We start from the raw sequence: 24,436 nt of genomic DNA on the forward strand, positions 1-24,436 counted from the left end.
TTAGTTAGTTAGTTTTTCCATGCAGATATCTAAATGTGGTTTACAGTGTGTGATTATGGTATTTGGGCGTGCAGGTGTCTGCACATTAAGTTGAGCACGCCCTTATACCATATTATTAAGACAGACTTACTTGGATTTTAAACCATTAAATCAAATTAAATGAACGTGAAAAAACTAATATTTCTTTCTCTCTTCTTTCTGATTTCTAGCTTAACAGCTCAAGATGTAGAGGAAGTTTACCGATCTATAACAGTAGATAAAAACGGTACTGGCGATTTTACCGAAATTCAGGAAGCCATTAATTCCACTCGGGATTTAGGCCCTGGATTTGTTGAAATTTATATTAAAAATGGAACCTATAATGAAAAACTGGAGATTCCAACCTGGAAACATAAACTTCGTTTATTTGGGGAAGACCGGGATAAAACCGTTATTACCAATAACGACTATTCAGGAAAAAAAGAAAGTATAACCGGGGAGACCCTTTCAACTTTCACTTCTTTTACACTGCTGGTTTCAGGCGATGAAATCGAAATCGAAAATCTTACGGTAAGAAATAGCTCTTGCGGGGAAGGCCAGGCTGTGGCTTTACACGTAGAGGGCGATAAATTTGTAAGCAAAAATGTGAATATTTTAGGTTGCCAGGATACTATTTATGTAGCAACCGGAAGTAGCCGACAATATTACAAGAATTGTTATATAGAAGGTACTACCGATTTTATTTTCGGGCAGGCTACAGTTTTGTTTGAAGATTGTACAATTAAGAGTTTGAAGAATTCTTTTATCACTGCAGCGGCCACAACCCCACATCAGGAATTCGGTTTTGTATTTTTGAATTGTAAACTTATTGCTGCTGAAGAAGTTGATGAAGTTTACCTGGGCAGACCGTGGCGGCCTTATGCGCAAACCGTCTTTATCAATTCTGAATTAGGAGAACATATTGTTTCAGCGGGTTGGGATCCCTGGGAAGGTGATGAGATGTTTCCAGAGAAGCAGAAAACCACTTTTTATGCGGAATACAATAATTCCGGTCCCGGTGCTGAAACTTCAAATAGGGTAGATTGGTCCAGGCAGCTTAGTAAGAAAGAATCGAAGAAATATACCCTTGCTAATATTTTTGAACGTGAAGATTCCTGGAATCCATCAGAGTAATTGCTTATTTAATCTAATGGAAATAAATTACTATAAATGAAAATCTTTAATCCATATATATTACTTATATGCTTTGGTTTAGTACACATAAGCCTTCAAGCTCAAGAACCTACGCTTTACCTGATTGGCGATTCAACAATGTCTAATAAAAAAGATCCGGAAGAAAATCCTGAACATGGATGGGGACAGGTTTTACCCGAACTATTAACCAATAAAATTAAGGTTGAAAATCACGCTGTAAATGGTAGAAGCACAAAAAGTTTTATAGATGAAGGTCGATGGGAGAAGGTGTTAGAAAAGTTGCAGCCCGGTGATTTTGTGTTTATTCAGTTTGGGCATAACGATCAGAAATTCAAAGCCCCCAGCCGATTTACCAATCCTTTTACGGGTTATCGAAGTAATCTTGAAAAGTTTGTAAATGAAACTCTGGAAAAAGGTGCTACTCCTATACTTTTTAGCTCTATCGTAAGGCGAAATTTTAATGAACACGGAACTTTAGTAGACACCCACGGCGAATACCCTTTGGTGGTCCGATTAGTAGCTGAAGATTTGAAGGTTCCGTTTGTAGACTTACAAAGAGCTACCGAAGAATTATTACTTTCTTACGGAGAAGAAGATTCTAAAAATCTGCATCTTCATTTTGCACCCGGAGAAAACGATTATTATCCTGACGGAAAAACAGATGACACCCATCTTTCTAAAGAGGGAGCAACATTGGTGGCAAGCCTGGCCTTAAAAGAATTGGCGAAGTTAGATTCAGAATTTAAATCATTTATCAAAGAAAGCGTATTGCAAAAGAAAATCTCTGGTCATAATAAATAATTGAAGCTTGAACGCCGGGGAATATAATTACAACTTAACTGTAATTATTATTTTATAACTTAATTAGTTTTTCAATTATGGATAGACATATCACCCTGGGCGAATTTATTGTGGAAAATCAAAAAGATTTTCCCTATGCAAAAGGAGAGTTAAGCGGTTTGCTCAGTTCTATTAGGCTGGCCGGCAAAGTGGTTAATCAGGCTATAAACAAAGCGGGTCTGAGTGAAATTCGTGGAAAAGCAGGCCAGGAAAATATTCAGGGGGAATCCCAGGCTAAACTAGATGTTATGGCCAATGATGTTTTTGTGGAAACTTTGCGGAATCGTGGCGAAATATGCGGTCTTGTTTCTGAAGAAATGGAAGATTTCATTGCTTTTGATGGAGATATAAATAAGGGCGCTAAATACGTTGTGCTTATGGATCCATTGGATGGTTCCTCGAACATCGACGTAGGAATAACAGTTGGGACGATTTTTAGTATTTATCGAAGGAAATCTGAAGTTGGAAATAAAGTAGAACTCGAAGATTTTTTACAGCCGGGAGTAAATCAGGTTGCAGCGGGGTATATTCTTTATGGTACTTCCACTTTATTAATTTATACCACAGGAAAAGGAGTAAACGGTTTCACTTTCGATCCGGGTATTGGGTCATTTTTTCTATCCCATCCAAACATGAAAATCCCCGATTTTGGAAATATTTATTCTGTTAACGAAGGGAATTATGTTCATTTTCCCCGCGGAGTAAAGAAATTTATAAAATGGTTGCAGGAATTGGATGAGAAGGACAAAAGACCATACACGGCTAGGTATACCGGCTCTCTGGTAGCCGATTTCCATCGAAATATCCTGATGGGAGGAGTATATTTTTATCCTGAAGGAACCACTGCCCCAAAAGGAAAATTGCGGCTGTTATACGAAGCCAATCCCATAGCATTTATCACTGAACAGGCTGGCGGAAAAAGCACTAATGGTTACCAGCGAATAATGGAAATTCGACCAAAAGAGCTGCATGAAAGGGTTCCGTTTTACTGCGGGAATAAGGTTTTAGTGGAGAAAGCTGAAGAATTTTTAAGAAAATATGACTAATAATTATGAAGAACCAGAAATCAGAAGAGAAAATATTCTTTAAGGAAGCCGAAAACGAATGGAAAACGGTAGAAAAAGGCATTCAAAGGCAATTGGTTAATCATAACTCTCAAATTATGCAGGTAAAAGTAAAATTTGAAGAAGGAGCCATAGGTTATGAACATAGCCATTTTCATTCGCAAAGTACTTTTGTTGCTTCAGGAGAATTTGAGGTGGTTATTGATGGGAATAAGGAAGTGTTGAAAGCCGGAGATGGATTTTTGGTACAGCCTAATTTAAAACACGGTGTAAAGTGCCTGGAAGCTGGAATGTTAATCGATATTTTTAGTCCCTTGCGCGAAGACTTTTTAGAATAAATTTCACATAATAGCTGGAAAAGCTTTGTACCTTAAGAATTGACTAAAATTAAAATATTCTAACATGATATTTGAACAAAGTTGGCGATGGTATGGCTCAAAGGATGCGGTAAGCCTGGAGATGATAAAACAGGCAGGCGCGCACGGTGTAGTGACTGCCCTGCACCATATTCCGGTAGGTGAAGTCTGGAGTGTGGAAGAAATTGAAAAAAGGATTGCTGAACTTGAGGAAAGCAATAAAAAACATCCCTTCAAGCTACACTGGAACGTGGTAGAAAGTTTGCCCCTGCACGATGCCATAAAACTTGGAAAACCCGAACGCGACAAGTTTATCGAAAACTATAAAATTAGCCTCAGGAATTTAGGGAAATGCGGCGTAAAAACCATTTGCTATAATTTTATGCCTGTGCTGGATTGGTTGAGAACCAATGTGAAATTCAAGCTTGAAGACGGAAGTACCGCGCTGCTTCACGATAAAGTTGAACTAGCTGTTTTCGATTTATTTATCCTTAAAAGGGAAAATGCTGAAAGTGATTATTCTCAAGAAATTCAGAAAGAAGCTAAAAAGCGCTTTGAAGATAAAACTAGCGAAGAACTTGAGGTTTTGAAACGCAGTATGTTGATGGCACTACCTGGTGATGAAGAAGGTTTTACGATTGAAAAATTAAAAAATGAACTTGCAGCTTACGATGGAATTTCTGCTGAAAAATTGCGAGAGCATTTGGTATACTTTCTCAAAGAAGTGATTCCGGTAGCCGAGCAAAGCGGAGTGAATATGGCTATTCATCCAGATGATCCGCCATGGTCGGTATTTGGTTTGCCTCGAATTGTAAGCAATGCCGAAGGTTTAGATTTTTTGTTTAAAGCCGTGCCTTCAACTGCTAACGGGCTTACCTTTTGCAGTGGTAGTTTAGGAGCTTCAGCGAAAAACAATTTGACCGAAATAATTACAAAATATTACGAGCGAATTCATTTTGTGCATTTACGTTCGGTGCAGCGCGAGAAATCAGATTACTTCTATGAAGCCAATCATTTAGAAGGCAGCGCCGGAATGTATGATCTGGTAAAAACCTTTTTTGAGCTTCAGCAGAAAAACGGACGAAGACCATTACCGATGCGACCAGACCACGGTCACGAAATGATGTACGATCAGGAAAAACAATTCTATCCCGGTTATTCGGCAATAGGAAGAATGCGTGGTTTAGCAGAATTACGTGGATTAGAAGCGGGGATTATAAATTCTTTTAAATAAAAAGCAATGTTCAATTTAGATGGAAAAGTAGCAATAATTACAGGAGGAAACGGCGTACTGGGAGGTGCCATGGCCCAGGGCCTTGCAGCCCAGGGAGTAAAAGTGGGAATTCTAGGTAGATCTGTTGATACTGTTGAAAAACGCGTGAAGGAGATTGAAGACGCCGGCGGGACCGCAATGAGTCTTGTGGCTGATGTTCTCGATAAACAAAGCCTGGAAGAGGCTAAAGATAAAGTCTTAAAAGCCTGGAATAAAATTGATATCCTGGTTAATGGCGCGGGAGGAAATATGAAGGGAGCCACCATTGGACCCGATCAAAACTTTTTTGACCTTTCACTGAATGATTTTAGTAAAGTCAACGACCTGAATTTTAAAGGGACTGTGCTTCCCACTTATGTTTTTGGAAAACCTATGGCTGATGCCAAAAATGGGAGTATTATCAATATTTCTTCGATGGCAGCCCAACAAGCTATTACCCGAGTGGTGGGCTATTCGGCAGCTAAAGCAGCGGTAGATAATTTTACCAAATGGCTGGCTGTGGAAATGGCTCAGAAATATGGTGACGGAATTCGCGTAAACGCTATTGCCCCCGGATTTTTTATCGGTGAGCAAAACCGCGATTTATTATTGAATAAAGACGGAAGTTTAACCGCAAGGGGAGAAACCATCGTTTCAAATACACCAATGAAACGTTTTGGGGAGGCCAAAGAATTGCAGGGAGTGACCAACTGGCTGGCGAGTGATTCTGGATCTTTTGTAACCGGAATTGTAGTGCCCGTTGACGGTGGATTTAGTGCTTTTAGTGGCGTGTAAAATTTAAATCATACAATTATGGCAGGTTTGGGAAAATATTCGTTTGGAACAGGTGATCGATTTGGAAAAGAGGGCGTGGCGCAGTTAAAAGCCGTTTTAAAAGCCAGGGAAGAAGGTATAGAAGTGACGCCCGTTTGGAATAAATCGCACCGTGAACATAAAACAGTGAATTCTAAACCGCATTTGGTCAGGGAAGAGGCTGATGCATCGGTTAAATCGCTGGGTTATTCCGGAAAATATTTTGTAGACGCCGATCATATCGATCTTGATATAGTTGATGAATACTTAGCTGTGAGTAATTTTTTCACCATAGATGTTGCCGATTATATTGGAAAAAGTGCTGCTGAAAAAGAGAAAGATGAGTTTTTAAAATATATTGCTAAATTTCAACAAAAAGTAAATATTCCGGGAATCGCTACAGAATTTAAAATTTCTGAAGCAGCCTTAAACGAAATTCTGAACACATTTTTATTCGCCGCAAAAAAGGCTTCGGAAGTTTATCAGTATATCAAAGAAAATAAATCAGAAGATTTTGTAGTTGAGATTTCAATGGATGAAGTTGAGAATCCGCAAACTCCTGTAGAGTTATTCTTTGTGCTGGCAGCCTTTGCTTTTTTTGAAATTCCAGTAAATACCATTGCACCAAAATTTACTGGAAGATTTAATAAGGGAATTGACTACGAAGGCGATTTAAACAAATTTACTAAAGAATTTGAAGAGGATTTATTAGTGTTGGCTTTCGCTAAAAAGGAATTTGGTCTGCCCAAAGATTTAAAACTTAGTATCCATAGTGGAAGCGACAAATTTTCCATTTACCCGATTATGAATCGGCTGATAAAAAAGCATGATGCAGGTTTACACGTAAAAACCGCAGGTACTACCTGGCTGGAAGAGATAAATGTAATTGCCGAAAGCGGTGATGATGGTTTCGAATTTGCTGCTTTCATTTATAAAGAAGCCCTGGACCGTTTTGAGGAATTAACTTCTCCCTATCCCGACGTTTTAGATATCGATAAAAGCAAACTCCCGGAAGTCAGTGAATTAAAAAAAGCCGGTAGGGAAAGAATGGGAAGAACTCTTAGACATAATCCTGAAGAACAAGACTTCAATCCACATTTCAGGCAATTAATGCATTGTGCTTATAAACTAGCCGGCGAAAATGAATTGGAATTTTTTCGGTTGCTCGACAAATATCGGAAGAAAATTGAGAAGCGTGTAACCGAAAATATTTTCGATAAACACCTCAGGAAAATATATCTCATCTAGTCTTTAATATCCGGATTATCAAGCCTATTTGTTATTCAAATTATTTCAAAAGCTTCTAACTTCAGAAACTTACTTCAATGCGCTTCCTCATTGCGTTCAGAAAAACAAACAACCGAACTGTAAATTTATGATAGTCAGTTTTTTGACTCTAATTCATTATTTTTGAATATGACGTCATCTCACCATGGTAAATGGTTAACTAATAGTATGAAGATGTTTGTCGGAACCTACAATCAATACTAACCCTAACCTTACTTTTTGGAGAGAATTCGGAAATCCACTTAATTATGAAAACACCAAAAGAAACCAAAGAGCAAAAAACCGGAGGCGCTTTTTTGATCCGTCCTGCGAAAGACAGCAATTTCCACGATGCCCTTTTTTCCGAAGAAGAGGAAATGATCCTGGGCAGCGTCAAAGAGTTCATAAAGCGGGAAGCTCAACCCCTGGCAGATGAGTTGGAGCACCAGAAAGAGCATAGCCGTTAAGTTGCCCTGCTGGAAAAAGCCGGGGAGCTGGGGCTTTTGGGTCTTGGAATCCCCGAAGAATATAGAGGCATGCCGGTTTCTTTCACCACCAGTCTCCGGGTAACAGAGGAGGTGGGCCGGGTATCGGGATTCTCTCCCACCTTTGGGGTGCAGACCAGCATAGGCATCGCGCCTATCCTTTTTTATGGTTCCGAAGCCCAAAAGCAGCGGTACCCTCCAAAATTGGTAAGCGGGGAGTGGAAGAGCTGCTATTGCCTTACCGAACCAGAGGCGGGATCTGATGCCAACTCAGGAAAGACCAGGGCCACGCCAGTGGAGGGCGGAGCCGCTTATCTGCTCAACGGGCAAAAAATGTGGATTACCAATTCGGGATTTGCCGATATTTTTATTGTATTCGGCAAAGTGGAGGATGACAGGAATCTCTCCGCTTTTATTGTGGAAAAGGAGTTCGGTGGTATCAGCCTGGGTGAATAAGAGCGCAAGATGGGGATTAAGGGCTCGTCCACGCGGCAGGTATTTTTCAATGACGTGCGGCTGCCTGCAGAAAATATGTTGGGGAAACGGGAAGAAGGATTTAAGATAGCCCTTAATGTGCTAAACACCGGGCATATCAATCTGGGGGCAGCGGCTATTGGAACCTCAAAAAGGGCGTTTGATCTCGCTGTGAAATATGCCTTGGAGCGGAAGCAGTTCGGGAGCTCCATTAGCAGTTTTGGAGCCATTCAGCATAAGCTGGCACAAATGGCGGTAAGGATATTTGCTATGGAAGCCGCAACCTATCGCACGGGGCAATTTATAGACGAAAAGATGGCTGCCCTGGAAGCCGAAGGCTTTTCAGTAGAAAAAGCAGAGGTCGCAGCAGTATCGGCTTATGGGATCGAGTGCGCTATCCTGAAGGTTTTTGGGTCAGAATGCCTGGCCCTGGTTGTAGATGAAGGGGTGCAAATCTTTGGCGGAATGGGCTTTTCTGAAGACGCGCCTATGGCCAGGCTTTACCGAAATGCCCGAATTACACGTATCTATGAGGGTACCAATGAGATCAACCGGATGCTGATAGTCGAAATGTTGCTGAAGAAATCCAATACCGGGGAGTTGGAGCTGTTACAGGCAGCAAAGCAGGTACAAAAGGAGCTCACCTCCAATCCTGCTGAAAAGAGGCAGGCCGGGGGTGGTCCGGTGGCAGCCTTTGCGATCCTGAAAGATCTTAAAAAGGCAACCCTTATCACCTTTGGGGCAGCGTCGCAACGGCTCGCGAAAAAGCTTAAGGAAGAACAAGAGGTGCTGATGCATATTTCAGATATGATCATTCAGGTATACCTTCTGGAAGCCGTGCTGACCAAAGCTGAAAATCTAAGAATCAACGGGGAAGTGAAGACTCTAATCACATAGCCGACATCAGCCGTGTCTTTTTGTATGAGTCTGTGGAAAAGGTTAGGCAAGCAGGCCAGGAGGCTATCCTCAGCTTTGCGGAAGGGGAGGAGCATTCACAGTTACTGATGGGTCTGAAACACTTCACCCAAGGCCAGAGATTCAATATCAAAGATGCCCGTAGAAGGATTGCCCGGACCATGATAGCTGAAGGGAAGTATGTGTAAGCTCTTTTCCCGGAGTCCAGGAGGGCTCTTATAACGAATTCCTTATTATTAAAAAGCGTTTAACTTCAGCAGCACACTCCTTTGAGATTCCTTACTCCACCTGTCCTGGACGGTAGTCGAAGGGTTTGGAATGACAAACAACGGAAAAGTGATACCCCTAATTATTCCTTTCCTCAATCTCTTTCAGTTTTTGGCCAATCTTTTCTTCCGGGTACCAAAGTCCGCGCACCATCACCCCGGCCCGATTTTGTACATTCGTGATATCTTCCAGAGGATTAGCGTTTAGCAGGATCAAATCTGCCCGACGACCTTGCTGCACGGTTCCAAATTCCTCCGGTGTACCAAAATAATCAGCCGCATTTTTGGTACCGGTGACCAAAACCTCATAAGGAGAGAGGCCGGTGTTCACCATCATCTCCAGTTCGTAGTGGATGGAGAAGCCCGGCACGTTAAAAAATTGCGGAGCATCAGATCCCAGCACTATTCTGGCCCCGGCTTCGTAAAGTTTTTCGGTGAGTTCCCTCCTAAATGCTACAAGAGCTGCGGTGTTTTCCGGTTGGAAATCTTCGTGTTGTACGTAATCATTTTTGAACTTTACCCAGTCGTTAAGGACAGGCTTGGGCATATAGCGCATTTCCGGCCGGATTACCATTTCTTCAGCGGCTTCTTCGCTGGCGAGATGTTCAACCAGACTTGATACTGATTGTATTAATTTGATATTTCTAAAACTAAAAATTAACCCAAAGAACTATAAAATGCATCAAAAGGCACTATTTAAGATTATGGCTTTTTCAGACATTTACTTTTTTCATCTGGAGCATTTTCCTTTTTGATGTCGAAAAGGAACAAAAGTATAGTTGAATGACAGTTTTTGACCCTTCTGTTCATTTACTTCTTTCAGCGCCTTCGCATTCCCTTTTGATGCCGCTGTATTTTCAAGCTTTGAAATTATAGAGGAGCTATAAATAGCCTGTCGTTTTATGTGCTCCGGTTAATTTTAAAGCTTGTTCCTTTAGCAGCAAAAGGGGAGGCGGTAAGCAAGAGGTTTTAAAAGAAAAAGAACTAAAGTTTTGATTGGTAAATTATTTATAAAAATCAGGATGCGTGTCGTCCTGCTCGTAATCTCTTTTCCTATTCGAGTAATTATTTTTTGGATCTGCAGCTTCCATTAAAGCTTCTAAAATGGCTAAAGTTGGGTTTATTTTCTTCTTCTCAATATCCTTTAAAATTGCGATTACTGCATCTATTCTTTTTTTGATAAGTTGTTCAATACTCACTTTTGAAGGCACTAAGGTTTCAAAAGGAGAGAGGTTATTTTTCTCAAAAAAGTCAAGAATCAGGTCTAAAGTTTCAGACTGGTTACTATTGTTCTTTTTAGAAAATTCCCGGAACCTTTTCGCTGTACTTGCTTTCACTTGAAGTCTTGATTTTGCTTTCATGGTTAAAAATTTTAATTAAACTGGCTACATTCATCTTGATTTTATAGGCTCTCCCAAGCGGATATATCCACCGAGGTGGATATATCTGTATTTCTTTTGTTTTTAAAACGTTAAAAAACAACGAGTTAGATATTCCGATAATCGAAAAACATCGCTCTGCGTGTTATCCTCTTGCTCTTCGATTTCGTCCCTCCAGGGACAGAAACTTCAACTATTAAATTGAATTTAATAGCGCTTTTGATGAATAAAAAATGAATCTTGATTTTTAAGATTGGAAAAGAAAATTTTTGAAATTAATTATAGTCGTTGGGGATAATTATTACGAATCCTGTAAAAGAAAAACGGATTTTAAGAAATTATATCCTTGTTAGAAACTTGAAAATCTTTAATAATCAGGAAACGATTTTTAGGAAGGTGAGGCGATTAAAATCCCAAATGGTCTCAAAAAGTTATTATAATTGAGTTGATTATTATAGTAGCCTCTGGAATTTAATTTCTCCCCAGCGGACTTGAGTTTAAAAGCTTTTTCATCTTATTTCATTTACAAATTATTTTCAAAGCTTTTTGGCTCGTGTCCAAGATAATTTGGAATGAATCTCTATGATTGAAACGAAGCTTTTGCGAAGTGGAGGGAAAGTGGTGAGTGGTTTAGAAATTCCATTTCTGATTTTTTACCCGAAAAGAGTTTACGATTATTTGAACCTGGTTTTGGATAATATAACCTGTAATTCAAATCTTTAAACTTTGTTAAAGGTGTGGAATTCGGTGAGTGAAAAATGTAAACCCCTGTAAGTCTTTAAAAATAGTGCTGTACGGATATTTCGAGATCGCATTCCGAAGTATCGGAAGTAAAAGCTCGTCAATTGAGAAGCTCTTTTATGCTCAAAAATTTGTGGTAAACCTCAAACTTCCATAAGATTAAGGAATCAAGCCTAATTGTTGTGTTTAAGCGAAAATTGTGGATCAATATATGTAAAAGGATTACATTTTTTACTCCTTTAAACTCTTTTTTAAATGATGCGATTAATGGTTCAAATCAGATGCCTTAAAAAATCACGAACAATTATTAAGTGTGAAAAAACAATTAAAATAATTTATTTAAAATTGGGCTAAATTTATAATTTACAAAATATGCAAAATATTTATCCTTTTGCCCTTAAAATTATAGGCATTTTTAGTGTAACTATATTATTAGGATTTAGTCTTATTGCCCAGGATTTAAAGCAGAATCAGTTTGATAATCCGTTAGCCTTACAAAGAGCAGATCCTTTTGTTACAAAATCAGAAAATGGAAATTATTATTTTATTGCGACCGTTCCCCAATATGATCGAATTGAAATTCGTAAATCAAAAACTATTAATGGGATAAAAGAGTCTGGGCCGGTGGTGATATGGCGTAAGCACAAAAAAGGTGTTATGGGCAATCATATTTGGGCACCTGAACTACACCGGATAGAAGGAAAATGGTATGTATATTTCGCAGCAGGTTCGGCTGAAGAAAAATGGAATATAAGAATGTACGCTCTTTCAAATACTTCAGATGATCCCACCAAAGGAAAATGGAAAGAGGAAGGCCAGGTTGTTAGTAACAGAGATGATTTTTCCCTGGATGCTACTACCTTTGAATTCAGGGGGCAACGATTTATGATCTGGACTGACAGAGCTTCAGACTCTATAGTCAATACAGGATTATATATTGCAGAGATGACGAGTCCAACTACTCTTGCTGATAAACAGGTGGTTATTTCACAACCTACTTATGACTGGGAAATACAAGGCCACAGGGTGAATGAGGCGCCTGCCGTATTGATACGGAATGGGAAGGTTTTTGTGACTTTTTCCGCAAGTGCTACAGATGCTAATTATTCAATTGGTTTATTGTGGACTAAGGAAGATTCAGACTTTCTTGATCCTGAATCATGGAATAAATTACCGGACCCTGTATTTTATAGTAATCCTGATCTTAATCGTTTTGGTCCCGGACATAATAGTTTTACTAAATCTGAAAATGGAGAGATAGATGTGATGATTTATCATGCCCGTGATTACAAAGATATTGATGGAGAGCCTCTTTACGATACCAATCGCCATACTCGTGCAAGGATACTGACGTGGACTGATGATGGGATGCCATACTTTGGTCAGAATCTGAGTGATGATGAAATGAGTTTGAAAAAGCTAATAAAGGACTAATTTTAAAAGTTCTAAATCACTACTGTTAAGACTGGAAATCTTAGTAAAAAGATGATCCGGACAGGTTAAATAACTAATTTATCCAAGGCTATTTTTTAATTACCAATTATGGTGAATTATTTTTATTTAGCTTGAAAAGCTTATCTATCACTGATTTTTTTAATCCTAATTTTTTTAAACTCTACACCTTGTCCTTCAGCTTGGAGGGCAATATAACCTTCACTAAGGGACTTTCCATCTTTTTTGATCTTGGGATCATAACCACTTACCACTTCACCGCCGATTTGAGGTTTGGTATATTCCAAAACTTTTTCTCCATTTACCTTGTGAATTACTAGGGAGTCGCCGTAAACGATTAATTCGGCTTGTACCCATTCTCCAAGGGAGTAAGTATCTGAGGAAGATTCTATACAGTGCCGGGGATCCATTTCCCCTTCAAAAAATACTTCGGTACCGGGAGAACACATGTTTCCGGTTGGCCGCGGCTTCCCGTCCCCAGCGTTGGCTAGCATCTGGTATTCTACTGATATTGGCCAGTCCTGTTCTTTTAAAATAGTTTCCGGCGCCTGGGAATGAAACATCACACCGCTGTTTCGGTAAGCATAATCGGGGGCGTCCTCCATCCACTGGTTTGTAAAGCGGTAATCAAATTGTAGGTGATAAGATGAAAACGGCTCCTTGTAAAATAAATGTCCGTATCTTTCATCAAAGCTTGTGTAATCTTCATAATTTACCTGAATAACTCCGTCTTTCACTCTAAATGTATTAGCGTAGTTTTCTCCCACCTCGTGATGATGAAACTTAGGAATCCAACCATCCAGGTTTTCTCCATTAAACAGGTTTACCCATTCGCTTTCCGATTCTTCTTCTTTATCATCTTTAGCATCTGATTTACAGGTCAAAAAAGAAATGATAGAAATTATTGATAGTAAAAGGATGTAATTTTTCATTTTATTCTTTTGATACGTTTTTTTTATTATTTAAATGTCCCGATTTAAATTCCGAACTTGAAAAATTGTGAAAGATTTAAGGATAATAAAAAAAAGAATTAGTCCCTATTTCCGGTAGATACAGTCTTTATAAATTAGACGCCAAAACTGAATGAAGTTTTTTGAATTTCTGGAAAAATATCGAAAATCTACCAAAACGGTTATTTACAATTTATAAGTTTAAAAAATATTTAGGGAGGATTTTTTATTGCTGCATTAGCTTTTTCAGAACTTCTTCAGGTACTTTTAATATACTCCCATGGCGAATATCTTCAGGGAAGCTAACTTTATCTGAAATATCTTCCCAGTTTTCCAGGTCATGTGAACGTACTGCCCCAAACTCTTTTTCAGTATACTTATCAAAAAACACAAAATAATCGTCCCCGATTTTTACTGAGGTTGGTCCTTCTGCCCAATAATCACCGGTTATGGGTTCGCTCGCCTCACTATAAGGTCCTTTGAGATTTTTGGCGGTAGCGATCCTAATATTTTTCTCAGCAGGTTTACGCGTTTCATCCTTAAGAAACATTACAAACTGATCTTTATACTTTTTTATACTTGCGTCAATAACGTTAAAGCCGGGTTCATAAAGAATTTTTGTGTCGCTAAAATTTTCAAAATCTTTAGTGCTTACATAGTACATTCGATGGTTATAACCATCGTCTGCATCTATTTGGGTTTCAGGAAACTTACCTTTAATAGTGGTTGCCCAGTATATGACATATTCATCATTTTCTTCATCGTAAGTAACCTCCGGAGCCCAGGTATTTCTTGCATTTTCTTCGTGTTCCATTACCGGTATGTATTGCTGTTCACTCCAGTTGATAAGATCATCAGAAGAAGCATAACCAATTCCTTTTTCGGTCCAGCCTACTGTCCATACCATGTGGTATTTACCGTCTCCGCCTTTTATAATACAGGGGTCGCGCATCAATTTTTCCTTGCCCAATTCAGGTTTTAAAAAGGATTCACCATTATTTAGAGCTTTCCAGGTATAGGCATCGTAACTATATGCCAGATGCAGGCCATCTTCGCCATTTCCGGTGAAGTAAGAAAAAACCATAGGTTCTTTTTTAATTAAACCGTGTTGATCTAACCATTTTTCAAGATTTTTTGGCCAGAAACTGTTGGTTCCTTTTTGTCCCAAACCGAAACCGTGGCCACCATCTTCAAATACGTGCATTTCCACAGGAACATTATTTTCTTTTAAAGCTTTATAATATTCCAGACTGTTTTCTACAGGAACAGCTTTATCATCTGTTGCATGTACTAAAAAGCTGGGAGGCGTTTGGGCTGAAACCAGGTACTCATTTGAAAATTTCCTTAGCAAGTCTTCATCTGCATTTTTCCCTAATAAACTCTCCTGAGAACCCTTATGTGTGAATTCGTTCATCATTGAAATCACCGGGTAAATGAGAATACTAAAATCGGGTCTTGCTGAAATACCCTGATCTTCTGAAGCTATTTTTTCCTCAAATCGAGTTGAAAGGCTCGCCGCCAAATGGCCGCCGGCCGAAAAACCTAATACACCTATTTGATCTGGATTAAGGTTCCAATCTTTAGCCTTATTCCTTATTAATCGCATAGCTTGTTGAGCGTCTGCCAGAGGAGCAAGGCTTTTATCTTCCATAATTTCATCAGAAGGTAACCTGTAGTGTAAAACAAATGCATTTAAGCCTAAAGAATTAGCCCATTTTGCAACTTTTCTCCCTTCCTTTTCTACTGATAGATGAGAGTAACCTCCTCCGGGGAGGATTAAAATAGAGGCATTTTTTCCCGGATTTTCAGTTAGGAATATTTTCAATTCGGGGGTAACTACTTTCGATATTCCGGTAACCACTCCTGTATCATTTTTATTTTCAATTTGTTTATAGTCTTCTGCTAAAATTGCTCCCGGCACCTTATTTCCCCAGATTTCTACAGACTCCTGAGCAAATAGGTTTGATAAACAAATAAGGTTTAAGAGTATAGCCAAATAGCTAACCCTTAAACCCTGTCTGGTTTTATAATTCATGTTTTTACTTTTAGCAATTCAAAATTACTCCATTTTATAAATTTCGGTACCAGCCAGTAAAAATAATCCCAGGCCGTAATCTTCAAAATCGGGAATTTTATCGTAGGATAGTGGCTGGCCGTCTTTAGGTTCTTTTCCTGTAGATTGCACATAACCTAAGAATCCATCGTCGTGGAGAGAATCTTCTATCATTGCCTTCCAGGCTTTTTCAATTATTGGTATGTATTTTTCTGCATCAAGTAAACCATTGTTTACGCCGTAAGCCATACCATATACAAATGAAGCAGTTCCTGAAAGTTCTTTACCTCCATAATGATCTTCATCGTGTAAACTTACATTCCAGAATCCATCTTCACGTTGAACTTCAGCCAAAGCTTCAGCCATAACTTCAAGGTCTTCTATGTATTGATCCCGATGTGGAGCATCTTCAGGAATGATATCCAATACTTTTGCCAGGGCAACAATTACCCAGCCATTACCACGACTCCAATAGGAATCCTCTCCATTAGGCTCAGTATAAGGTGGGTCAAAATCGGCATCTCGCCACCATAAACCATCCTCTGGGTTAAATAAACCATTTCCACCTTCTATATCACGGGAATACATATACATTTTATGCATCTTTTCAAAATAACGTTCATCGTTTTCCAGAACTCCCATTTTGGCAAAAACCGGCATTCCCATTTGAATAGCATCTATCCAATCCCAATCTCCATTTTGCGGGGTATGTAAAAACTTCTCCATTGCCGCTCGTGTATTTTTGAGTTTTTCGGGTTTGGGCTCCAGGTTATATAAATCTATATAAGTCTGTGCAGCGCAATAGTCATCAGCATTTCGGGTTATGTTCTTGCTTCTAAAGCCCCAATCATGAAATTTGGCCCAGTCAAGTGCGTAATTGTAAAAGTCTTGTTTGGGATAGATTTCGTGTAATGCCATAAGGCCTTCATAGTAAACTGCTCTTGTCCAAATGTGACTTGGCCGTTCCATATTGGTGATAATTGTTTTGCCAACATCAGGCCATTTTTCCATAAAGTACTTATTGGCCAATTCCATTTGATCTAAAACTTCTTCTCTATCTAAATCTATAGATTGTTGAGCAAATGAAGTTGCGCTAATAAAAATGACCAGGTAGATAAGTAAAGAATGTTTTTTCATGATTTATAACAGTTTTTTATTAATTGTTTGTTTCAGTTTTATGTAAAGGAGTAAGGATTAAAGTGTCTAAAAGACCTGAAGGCATAGGGTCCCATTTTGTGGCGTCAAATTCTTCATAGTCTTTATTTACCATATTTATTTCGTGAAAAATTTTCCATTCCTCGCCCCGCATTTCCATATCCCGAACACGGTTAGCTGCCAGGTTTGTTACTTTAATTTTTAGTTTATTGTTTCCTTCACGAAGATTTCCGGTTTTTAGTTTAAATGGAGCTGCCCAGGCCGTCCCAATATATTCATCATTTATGTAAACTGCAGCGCTTTCCCTTACATCTCCGAGATGAAGCTCCCAATTATCGGCTTCAATATCTGGTTTTTCAAATATGGTCTCATAAATTCCTGTTCCGGAAAATGCCACGGCTTTTTCTCCTAAATCTGTCCAGGATTGCATTTCCTCTAATTTTTTAGTTTCGGGAATTTCAGGGCCACCATTTTCAAAGGACAAAGTCCACTCACCGGTAATGTCGTAAGATTCTTCACCAGATTCATAGTATGACCATTGCTGTAATTCTTTTTGAAGTCCAGTTTTGATAAAAAAAGATTCTCCGGGTTCTATTTGAACCCTAACCTTAGTCACACCATCTTCTATTTTAGAATCTGCTCTTCCAGCCTCGCCATTTAGAGGATTAAATAGCATTATGCTCTCTGAAGAGGTTTGAAGTGGGATATATTCATTAATTGTGTTTGAGGTATGGTTTACCAAAAAGTATATTTTATCGTCGCCCAATTTCCTTCTTATAAATTTTAATCCTGTATTTACTAAATTTTCCGGAAGAACATTAGCGGTCTTCAAAGCCTCGGGCAGGTCATTAAGTTCAGTGATTTTTAAATTGGTGTCATTAATAAGTTCCTTAATCTCAGCTGTCCTCTCTTTGTAATTATGATATCCCGGAGCTGTTTCCGGCAAGCCATTAAACACAATATGAGCTCCATTATTTTTTAATTCAATTAGCTTTTGAAAAGTTTCCAAAGGCATATTTTTACTTTCGGGAACAATCAAACTTTTAAAAGTTCCTCCAGGCAACTTAATTTTACCGTCTTCTACACTGGCTTTTTGAATAAACCTACCAGAAATAAAATCAGTTGTATACCCATTATTCATTAAATAATTAGTGATTTCATAAAAGGGCCGATCGTGAAGCCATTCGTCCAGCGAATGAATTTTCAACTGAAAAAAGAGATTCCCCTTATAAAAATTATCCCAAACATCGTGAATTGGCCAGTAAAGAAGTGTTTCATTGTCAGCTTCCCCAGCTTGTAACATAGATTGAGAATTTTCTATATAATTAAAAAGCTGTGGAGCATCCTGCCATATCGTATTATTGGGACTAAAGTTGACGGAAGCATAAAATTTCCATCCCGGCCATTTCGCACGCTCAGGGGAGTAAGTGGTGCCGTGAAGAAAAATATGGTTTATCCCATTCAGGAATAATTCTTCAACTTCCGGTTTTGTTTGTGAAAGTGCAGTTTTAAAATGATCCCTGAGCCAAGTAAAGGTTTCGGAAGAGGTAAGTGGTTTTCCTGCTATATGTGCCGCGGAGGACGAAAATTTAAGCATAACAGGGTCAGCATCACCTTCTCTTATATCTTCTTTTTCCCTTCGCAATCCAGGAATGTCAAAAGGCATAGAGCCAAAAGTTTCACACTCAGGGATATCTGCCGATGCATACATGTCTATTAAATTCCCTGGAGAACCATGTGCCTGTAACCTTGTTTTGAATCCCTTTTCATTAGCCCACTCCGTCCACGGAATATTAAAATTTTCCAGCAATAAATCTGAAATAGTTTCCCTGTAATCACTTTTCACCCTGTTTCCTTCCTCAGAGCTATTTTCTTCTAAAAGAAGGTTGAGTTTTGTTTTAAGGTCGTAACCTCTTCTGGATTTAAATTCCTCAAAAAAATTGGGTGTGAAATCGGTATTGTAGACTTCATAGCTATCATTAAAAACGCTTCTTGGTTTTTTAGACATTTTGCTGAAGGCTTTATTAAAAGGTTTCAAGTATTGCTCCAGGGCCTCTGTTGAGTAATGATCAACGGTGAATCCTTCTCCGCCAGGGGCAGCCCTTTTAACCTGTTGGCCGGTTTTACCAGTGAAAACTGCAATAACTTTATGAGCCTCACCTTTAGATTTCCAGTTTACAGAAAGGTCTTTTTTAATTTTATGTGTAATGTCAGAATGGTTTCCATTTTCATCAAAAGCAACTAAATATTTGAGTTCAGCAGTTTTTTGATCCCTTTCGTTTTCTGGTTCTATTTTTTGCTTTAATCGTTCCCCCTTTTTTAATTCATAAGTTCTTGTTACCAGCTTGGTTGCGGCGTGTTCCTGATCTACCTGAGGGCCGCCGTATGGCCATCCCGTCCCTAAAACCATATCTACACCCATGTGAAGACTATCGGCTGTTTTAATAGTGTAATCCAGGATTTCAAGATATTCAGGAGACAAAAAATCTAGATAATTTTCTTCTTCCCCTTTAACCCCATAAATGGGAGTTATTTCAACTCCACCGATTCCCGCTTTGTGTAATTCGATAAGATTTTGCTTTACATTTTTTTTATCAATAGTACTACCCATCCACCACCACCGGGTCCAGGTTTTTGTGGTGTTGTCAACTTTATTCCAAGCTGTTTTCTGTTGTTGATTAGGATCTTCCTGGCTGTAAGATGGCTGAAGATATAAGGCCAAGAGTGGAAATAAAATGAATTTTTTTAGCATCAATTAAGGTTTAGTTCTATCTGATTTAACGTTAAAGAAAAGAGGATTTTAATTTTTAAAAATAGAAAATAAGTGTACTGAATGTGTCCTGTGCCGTCCTGTAAAATTGATCTCTTTCATAGAAAGAAATAAAATTTTACATCCTTAAATTATAAAACAATATTATTATAGTTGATTAATTGGCTTTGCGGTTTTTACTGATAAATTTAAAATCATTAACAGAAGAGATAAGGTGATTTCCTAATTTTATGTTAAGCATCACGGGCTAGTGACAGTGTATTTTTTGATATTTCTATAATAATTCACTTCAAATAATGCGTAAAAGACCCTTTATTAACTCATAATTTATTTGATTTATAAAGATATGCAGTACAGTACAGGATACCTAGATACAGAAAAGCAAATATATTTGAGTGTTAATATTTTGTAAACTCAAAAAATAAAACGATCAAATATGAAACAATTTGTATTTAAATTAATGATGTATACATGCTGTGTACTCTTCAGTGTGACGGGGTTGTCACAAGAAAAGCAGATTTCTGGTACTGTAACTGATGAGAACAACATTCCTTTACCAGGTGTTAATGTTGCTATTCAGGGAACCAACACGGGTACACAAACCGATTTTGATGGGGAGTACGCTATAGCGGCCAGTGCTGGTGATGTACTAGTATTTAGTTTCATAGGTATGGAAGAAACTCAAATTCAAGTTGGAGCTCAAAGTGTTTACAACGTAGTAATGATGGAAGGTAATTCAGAATTGGATGAAGTAGTAGTTATTGGATATGGTTCGGAAAGAAAGAGAGATTTGACGGGTGCTGTTTCTTCTATCAGTGCAGAAGATTTTAACCCCGGTGTAGCAATTGCTCCGGAGCAACTTATGCAAGGAAAGATTGCAGGTGTTAATATCGTACAAAATAGTGGTCAACCTGGAGCAGCTTCCACAGTGCGTATAAGAGGTACAAATTCTGTTTCTGCAGGTAATGACCCGCTGTATGTAATTGATGGGGTACCGCTCCAATTTGGCAGTTCTAATAATTTCGTTTCTGGCATGCAGGGATCTTCACCATTTTCTTCTCAACCAACAAATCCTCTTAATACAATAAACCCAGCAGATATAGCATCTATTGACGTTTTAAAAGATGCTTCGGCTACTGCAATTTATGGTTCGCGAGGGGCAAATGGTGTGATAGTTATAACTACAAAAGATGGTGGCGGAAATGATATTTTCAACTATGATGGATTTGTGGGAGTATCCTCAGTAAGAAAGACATTACCTTTTTTGTCGGCTGATGAATATAGAAATTATGCCAATCAAAACGGACTTGAATTTCCAGATGAAGGAGCGAATACAGATTGGCAAGATGAGATTTTTCGCACTGGTATAAGTCAAAATCATAATCTCTCATTTGGTGGAGGAAGCGGGAATACAAATTATAGAGCTTCGGTGGGATATACTTCACAGGAAGGGATTATTTTATCTTCTGGCTTAGAAAAATATACGGCCCGCTTAAATGCTGATCATAGGGCATTGAATGACCGACTAAAAATAGGTTTAAATATAACTTATGGAGATATATCCGAGGATAATGCACCTGTATCCTCCAATATTAATAATGAGGGAGGTAATTTATTAAAAGACGCCCTAAGATGGGCGCCTACCTTACCGGTACGCAACGAAGATGGGTCTTTTTATCAAATTGGAGAATTGAGAATAAACCCCGTCTCTTGGGGTCAGGTAGAAGATATTCGCGAGACAGATTTCTTTCTAGGAAGTGGTGATATTTCTTATAATTTGACAGATGAACTCACAGCTAGGGTTAACCTTGGTCTTAGCGATGAAAATGTGGAGCGTTATACTCATATGCCCTCGACCCATCCATCGGGAGAAACAGACGGAGGAAGAGCATCAATAAATAAAGCAAATAATTATAGTACTCTTTTAGAAACAACCCTGAATTATACAAAGAGCTTTGACAATAATAGTAATCTTAGTGTGCTGGCAGGATATTCTTTTCAACGGTTTGTCTATGACTATACCTTTACGGAAGCAAATAATTTTGTGTCCAGTGGTGTAAAATGGAATTTAATTCAATCGGGTAATATTTTAGCTAATAATTCATTCAAAACTGCCAATAGATTAGAATCTCTTTTTGGTAGATTTAATTATAGATTAATGGATAGTCGCTATTTATTCACAGTTACATTACGAAGAGATGGGTCTAGTAGATTTGGGGAAAACAACCGGTATGGTGTATTTCCGTCAGGTGCTTTTGCCTGGAGAATATCTGATGAAGAATTTTTCTCGACTGATTTTTTTAGCAATTTAAAACTGAGAACGGGATATGGTATAACCGGTAACCAAGAAATTCCAAACGATCTTTACAGACAGCAACTGACCATAGCAGGGTCCGCATCTTATAACCTGGGCGGCGAATCAATTCCAAGTGTATTGCCAAGTAATTACGCAAACCCAGACTTAAAATGGGAAGAAACTTCTCAATTAAATGTTGGTTTGGATTTTAGTATGATGGACGAACGTGTTTATGGTTCTATAGATTATTACCAAAAGAATACTACTGATCTACTTTTACAATTTTCTACAACTGCTCCATCAGTCGTAAGTACTCAATGGGCAAATGTCGGTGAAGTTGAAAATAAAGGTCTTGAAATAGATTTAAATGGAGTATTAGTGGAGAAAGATGATTTTACTTGGAATGCGAACATAAATTGGAGTAGAAATAAAAATGAAGTTCTCTCCCTTTCCAATGATCAATTTTCACGAGAGGAGATAAGAACTGCTCCTTTATCAGGAGTAGTAACACCAAAAGATTTTTCTCAAATAATAAGACCGGGTTATCCTTTGGGGACTTTCTATGGTAGACAATTTACCGGATATAATGAAGAAGGAATGGAGACCTATTTAGACGAGGACGGTGTAGAGGGTGCTGACTTAGTAGTGATTGGAGACGCTCAGCCGGATTTTGTATATGGTTTCTCAAGTAATGTAAGATGGAGAAATTTTGATGCTTCTGTTACTTTCCGAGGTGTTGTTGGGAATGATATTATGAATAATACAGCTGCGGAGTTTTCTTATCCCTTATCCGCACCCGGTGTAAATGTACTTGAAAGTGCAATTGAAAATACAGAGATTAGCAGGAGTCAAACACCACAGATCTCTTCAAAATGGATTGAAGATGGCAGTTATTTAAGATTAGATAACCTGAACATAGGTTATACTCTGAAGCCCGGAGATGACTCTGTTCTTAAGCGAGCTCGTTTTTATATCACAGGTCAGAATCTCTTTGTGATTACTAATTATTCCGGTTTTGATCCTGAGGTTCGAACAAATACAAATGCAGGAGGTACAGCTCCCATAGGGATTGATTATCTCGCATATCCAAGACCTCGAATATTCCAATTAGGAACAAGTCTATCTTTTTAAAAAATATTGAATAAAAAATGAAAAAAATGAAAAAATATATATCTACTTTTTACAAAAAAGCGATTATTGGTGTGATGACACTACTCTTATTTTTACCAGTTGGATGTGGTCTAGATGAGGATGTTTATTCAGTTTATACACCGGAAACTTTTTACACTAGTGATGAGGCAGTTTTATCTTCTTTGTCAGGAGTTTATAGGAATTTTGCCCTTATCACAGGTATGGGAATTGAATATCGAGTTTTAGAATTGCCTGCTGATCAAGTCATTCTTCATGGAAAAATTCAGGGGTGGTGGCAGAACGCGGAATCTGAGCAGTTAATGGAACACGAATGGGATGCTAGCCACGCTTATTTCACTACTACATATAACACCTTTTTTAATACTGTAGGGCAGGCGAATGGATTAATAGCCTCGCTGGAGGCTTCTCCTATGGAAGATATTGATGGTCCCCTAGCGGAGTTAAAAGCTTTACGAGCTTATGCTTATTTCTTCCTAATGGATTTGTTTGGAAATGTTCCCATATTTTTAGAATCAAAAGTTGATCCTAATAATTTACCTCAACAAAATTCTAGAAGTGAAGTTTTTGCTTTTGTAGTAGCCGAACTTCAAGAAGCCGCGGAATTATTGCCATCAGCCACGACCGTGGGAGGAGAATACTATGGCAGATTAACCAAGGAGGCAGTATACTCTTTATTATCAACTGTTTACCTTAATGGAGAGGTTTATACTGGCACACCTTATAACGCTGAGGCTATAGAATATGCTAATAAAGTAATTAATTCCGGGGCCTATAGTTTGTTGCCGAATTATTTTGACAATTTTGCTCCGAACAATGAAAGAAATAACGAATTTATTTTTGGAGGCGTTTATACGCCCAATGTCCCAGGAGGTATTGGACAGCCATTTGTACAGAAAGTTCTGCCAGGTATAGGTGGTGGACTATTTGGGTTGCCTTATACACCACAGAATGGTTTTGGCACCCGTCCGTCGATTGAGCAATTGTATCAAGAGGGAGATGACAGAAAGGATATGTTTCTTTCTCACGGAGAGTTAAAGGATCCTAGAACCGGTGAAACTGTTATGGTTGAACGAATTGTTCCAGACAATAATTCACAGTTATATGATCCCGAAACTTCTAGTTTAGGTCCTGTTCCTTATGAAATTATTCCTGCCACTGGAATTAGAAATCAACCAATGAATGCCGGAATTAAATGGATTAAGTGGCAACTAGATCCTAACACAAATGGAGGAAATGCCGGTAATGACGTAGCATTTATAAGGTATGCAGATGTTATTCTTACTAAAGCAGAAGCACTCGCAAGACAAGGGGATCTTGATGCTGCCCTTGTGCTGATTAATGATATTAGAAGAAGAAGCGATGCCGCTCCTCTTACCTCTATTACATTAGATGATATTTTGGATGAAAGAGGAAGAGAACTAGCTTTTGAAATGACGAGAAGAAGAGACTTAATTAGATTTGGGAAATTTACTGATGCATGGGAGTTTAAGGAAGAGTCAGAACCTTTCCGCACAATTTTTCCAATTCCTAGAACTGCTATTGATGCAAATCCTAATTTAGAGCAAAACCCAGGATACTAGAATT

Annotated in this window: 20 protein-coding genes; 14 read left to right on the forward strand and 6 right to left on the reverse strand. The window is 38.5% G+C overall.

All coding sequences use genetic code 11. The annotated features are described in order from the left end of the window. The first annotated feature begins 159 nt into the window (after positions 1-159). From LB465_RS04565 to LB465_RS18470, 11 genes are all read left to right on the forward strand, one after another. A complete protein-coding gene (locus LB465_RS04565; RefSeq protein WP_224467530.1) occupies positions 160-1,152 on the forward strand; it encodes a pectinesterase family protein in 993 nt (330 codons plus the stop codon). A 36-nt stretch (positions 1,153-1,188) separates the two neighbouring features. Next, on the forward strand, positions 1,189-1,974 hold the full coding sequence (locus LB465_RS04570; protein WP_224467532.1) for a rhamnogalacturonan acetylesterase: 786 nt from the start codon (positions 1,189-1,191) through the stop codon (positions 1,972-1,974). Between the two features lie 77 nt (positions 1,975-2,051). Continuing rightward, positions 2,052-3,059 (forward strand): class 1 fructose-bisphosphatase, encoded by a 1,008-nt coding sequence (gene fbp, locus LB465_RS04575; protein WP_224467534.1) that lies wholly within the window; start codon positions 2,052-2,054, stop codon positions 3,057-3,059. A gap of 5 nt (positions 3,060-3,064) precedes the next feature. Continuing rightward, positions 3,065-3,415, forward strand: a complete 351-nt coding sequence (locus tag LB465_RS04580; RefSeq protein WP_224467536.1) for a cupin domain-containing protein — start codon at positions 3,065-3,067, stop codon at positions 3,413-3,415. Between the two features lie 64 nt (positions 3,416-3,479). Then, positions 3,480-4,667 (forward strand): mannonate dehydratase, encoded by a 1,188-nt coding sequence (gene uxuA / locus LB465_RS04585; RefSeq protein WP_224467539.1) that lies wholly within the window; start codon positions 3,480-3,482, stop codon positions 4,665-4,667. Positions 4,668-4,673: 6 nt separating this feature from the next. Beyond that, entirely contained in the window at positions 4,674-5,480 is an 807-nt protein-coding gene (locus tag LB465_RS04590; RefSeq protein ID WP_224467542.1) for an SDR family oxidoreductase, read from the forward strand. Between the two features lie 18 nt (positions 5,481-5,498). Next, positions 5,499-6,746, forward strand: a complete 1,248-nt coding sequence (locus LB465_RS04595) for a tagaturonate epimerase family protein (protein WP_224467544.1) — start codon at positions 5,499-5,501, stop codon at positions 6,744-6,746. A 287-nt stretch (positions 6,747-7,033) separates the two neighbouring features. Next, positions 7,034-7,231, forward strand: coding sequence for an acyl-CoA dehydrogenase family protein (locus tag LB465_RS04600; RefSeq protein WP_224467546.1), 198 nt, complete (start codon positions 7,034-7,036; stop codon positions 7,229-7,231). Positions 7,232-7,240: 9 nt separating this feature from the next. Next, complete coding sequence (locus tag LB465_RS04605; RefSeq protein ID WP_224467618.1) at positions 7,241-7,705, forward strand: acyl-CoA dehydrogenase family protein; 465 nt, start codon at positions 7,241-7,243, stop codon at positions 7,703-7,705. A gap of 9 nt (positions 7,706-7,714) precedes the next feature. Next, positions 7,715-8,620, forward strand: coding sequence for an acyl-CoA dehydrogenase family protein (locus LB465_RS04610; protein ID WP_224467548.1), 906 nt, complete (start codon positions 7,715-7,717; stop codon positions 8,618-8,620). A 32-nt stretch (positions 8,621-8,652) separates the two neighbouring features. Next, on the forward strand, positions 8,653-8,826 hold the full coding sequence (locus tag LB465_RS18470; protein ID WP_394370919.1) for a hypothetical protein: 174 nt from the start codon (positions 8,653-8,655) through the stop codon (positions 8,824-8,826). Between the two features lie 157 nt (positions 8,827-8,983). Here the strand turns inward: LB465_RS18470 and LB465_RS04615 are convergent, their stop codons facing one another. Continuing rightward, the gene (locus tag LB465_RS04615; RefSeq protein ID WP_224467551.1) at positions 8,984-9,451 is read right to left on the reverse strand and encodes an amidohydrolase family protein; all 468 of its coding nucleotides are present in this window, start codon (positions 9,449-9,451) and stop codon (positions 8,984-8,986) included. A gap of 457 nt (positions 9,452-9,908) precedes the next feature. Further along, positions 9,909-10,265, reverse strand: a complete 357-nt coding sequence (locus LB465_RS04620; protein WP_224467553.1) for a BfmA/BtgA family mobilization protein — start codon at positions 10,263-10,265, stop codon at positions 9,909-9,911. Between the two features lie 1,131 nt (positions 10,266-11,396). Between LB465_RS04620 and LB465_RS04625 the strand changes: the two genes are divergently transcribed. Continuing rightward, positions 11,397-12,458 (forward strand): glycoside hydrolase family 43 protein, encoded by a 1,062-nt coding sequence (locus tag LB465_RS04625; RefSeq protein WP_224467555.1) that lies wholly within the window; start codon positions 11,397-11,399, stop codon positions 12,456-12,458. A gap of 140 nt (positions 12,459-12,598) precedes the next feature. Here the strand turns inward: LB465_RS04625 and LB465_RS04630 are convergent, their stop codons facing one another. The 4 genes from LB465_RS04630 to LB465_RS04645 all read right to left on the reverse strand — a co-directional run bounded on the left by LB465_RS04630 (position 12,599) and on the right by LB465_RS04645 (position 19,386). Next, positions 12,599-13,408, reverse strand: a complete 810-nt coding sequence (locus LB465_RS04630) for a 3-keto-disaccharide hydrolase (RefSeq protein WP_224467557.1) — start codon at positions 13,406-13,408, stop codon at positions 12,599-12,601. Between the two features lie 244 nt (positions 13,409-13,652). After that, complete coding sequence (locus LB465_RS04635; RefSeq protein ID WP_224467559.1) at positions 13,653-15,461, reverse strand: alpha/beta hydrolase fold domain-containing protein; 1,809 nt, start codon at positions 15,459-15,461, stop codon at positions 13,653-13,655. Between the two features lie 24 nt (positions 15,462-15,485). After that, the gene (locus LB465_RS04640) at positions 15,486-16,616 is read right to left on the reverse strand and encodes a glycoside hydrolase family 88/105 protein (protein WP_224467561.1); all 1,131 of its coding nucleotides are present in this window, start codon (positions 16,614-16,616) and stop codon (positions 15,486-15,488) included. Positions 16,617-16,635: 19 nt separating this feature from the next. Then, on the reverse strand, positions 16,636-19,386 hold the full coding sequence (locus LB465_RS04645; protein ID WP_224467563.1) for a glycosyl hydrolase: 2,751 nt from the start codon (positions 19,384-19,386) through the stop codon (positions 16,636-16,638). 454 nt (positions 19,387-19,840) lie between these two features. On the opposite strand from LB465_RS04645, the gene LB465_RS04650 reads away from it, so the two are divergent. Then, complete coding sequence (locus tag LB465_RS04650; protein ID WP_224467566.1) at positions 19,841-22,831, forward strand: SusC/RagA family TonB-linked outer membrane protein; 2,991 nt, start codon at positions 19,841-19,843, stop codon at positions 22,829-22,831. Between the two features lie 26 nt (positions 22,832-22,857). Continuing rightward, positions 22,858-24,432 (forward strand): RagB/SusD family nutrient uptake outer membrane protein, encoded by a 1,575-nt coding sequence (locus LB465_RS04655; protein ID WP_224467569.1) that lies wholly within the window; start codon positions 22,858-22,860, stop codon positions 24,430-24,432. Positions 24,433-24,436 lie beyond the last annotated feature (4 nt).

The sequence above is a fragment of the Salegentibacter lacus genome (assembly GCF_020164555.1).
Lineage (GTDB): Bacteria > Bacteroidota > Bacteroidia > Flavobacteriales > Flavobacteriaceae > Salegentibacter > Salegentibacter lacus.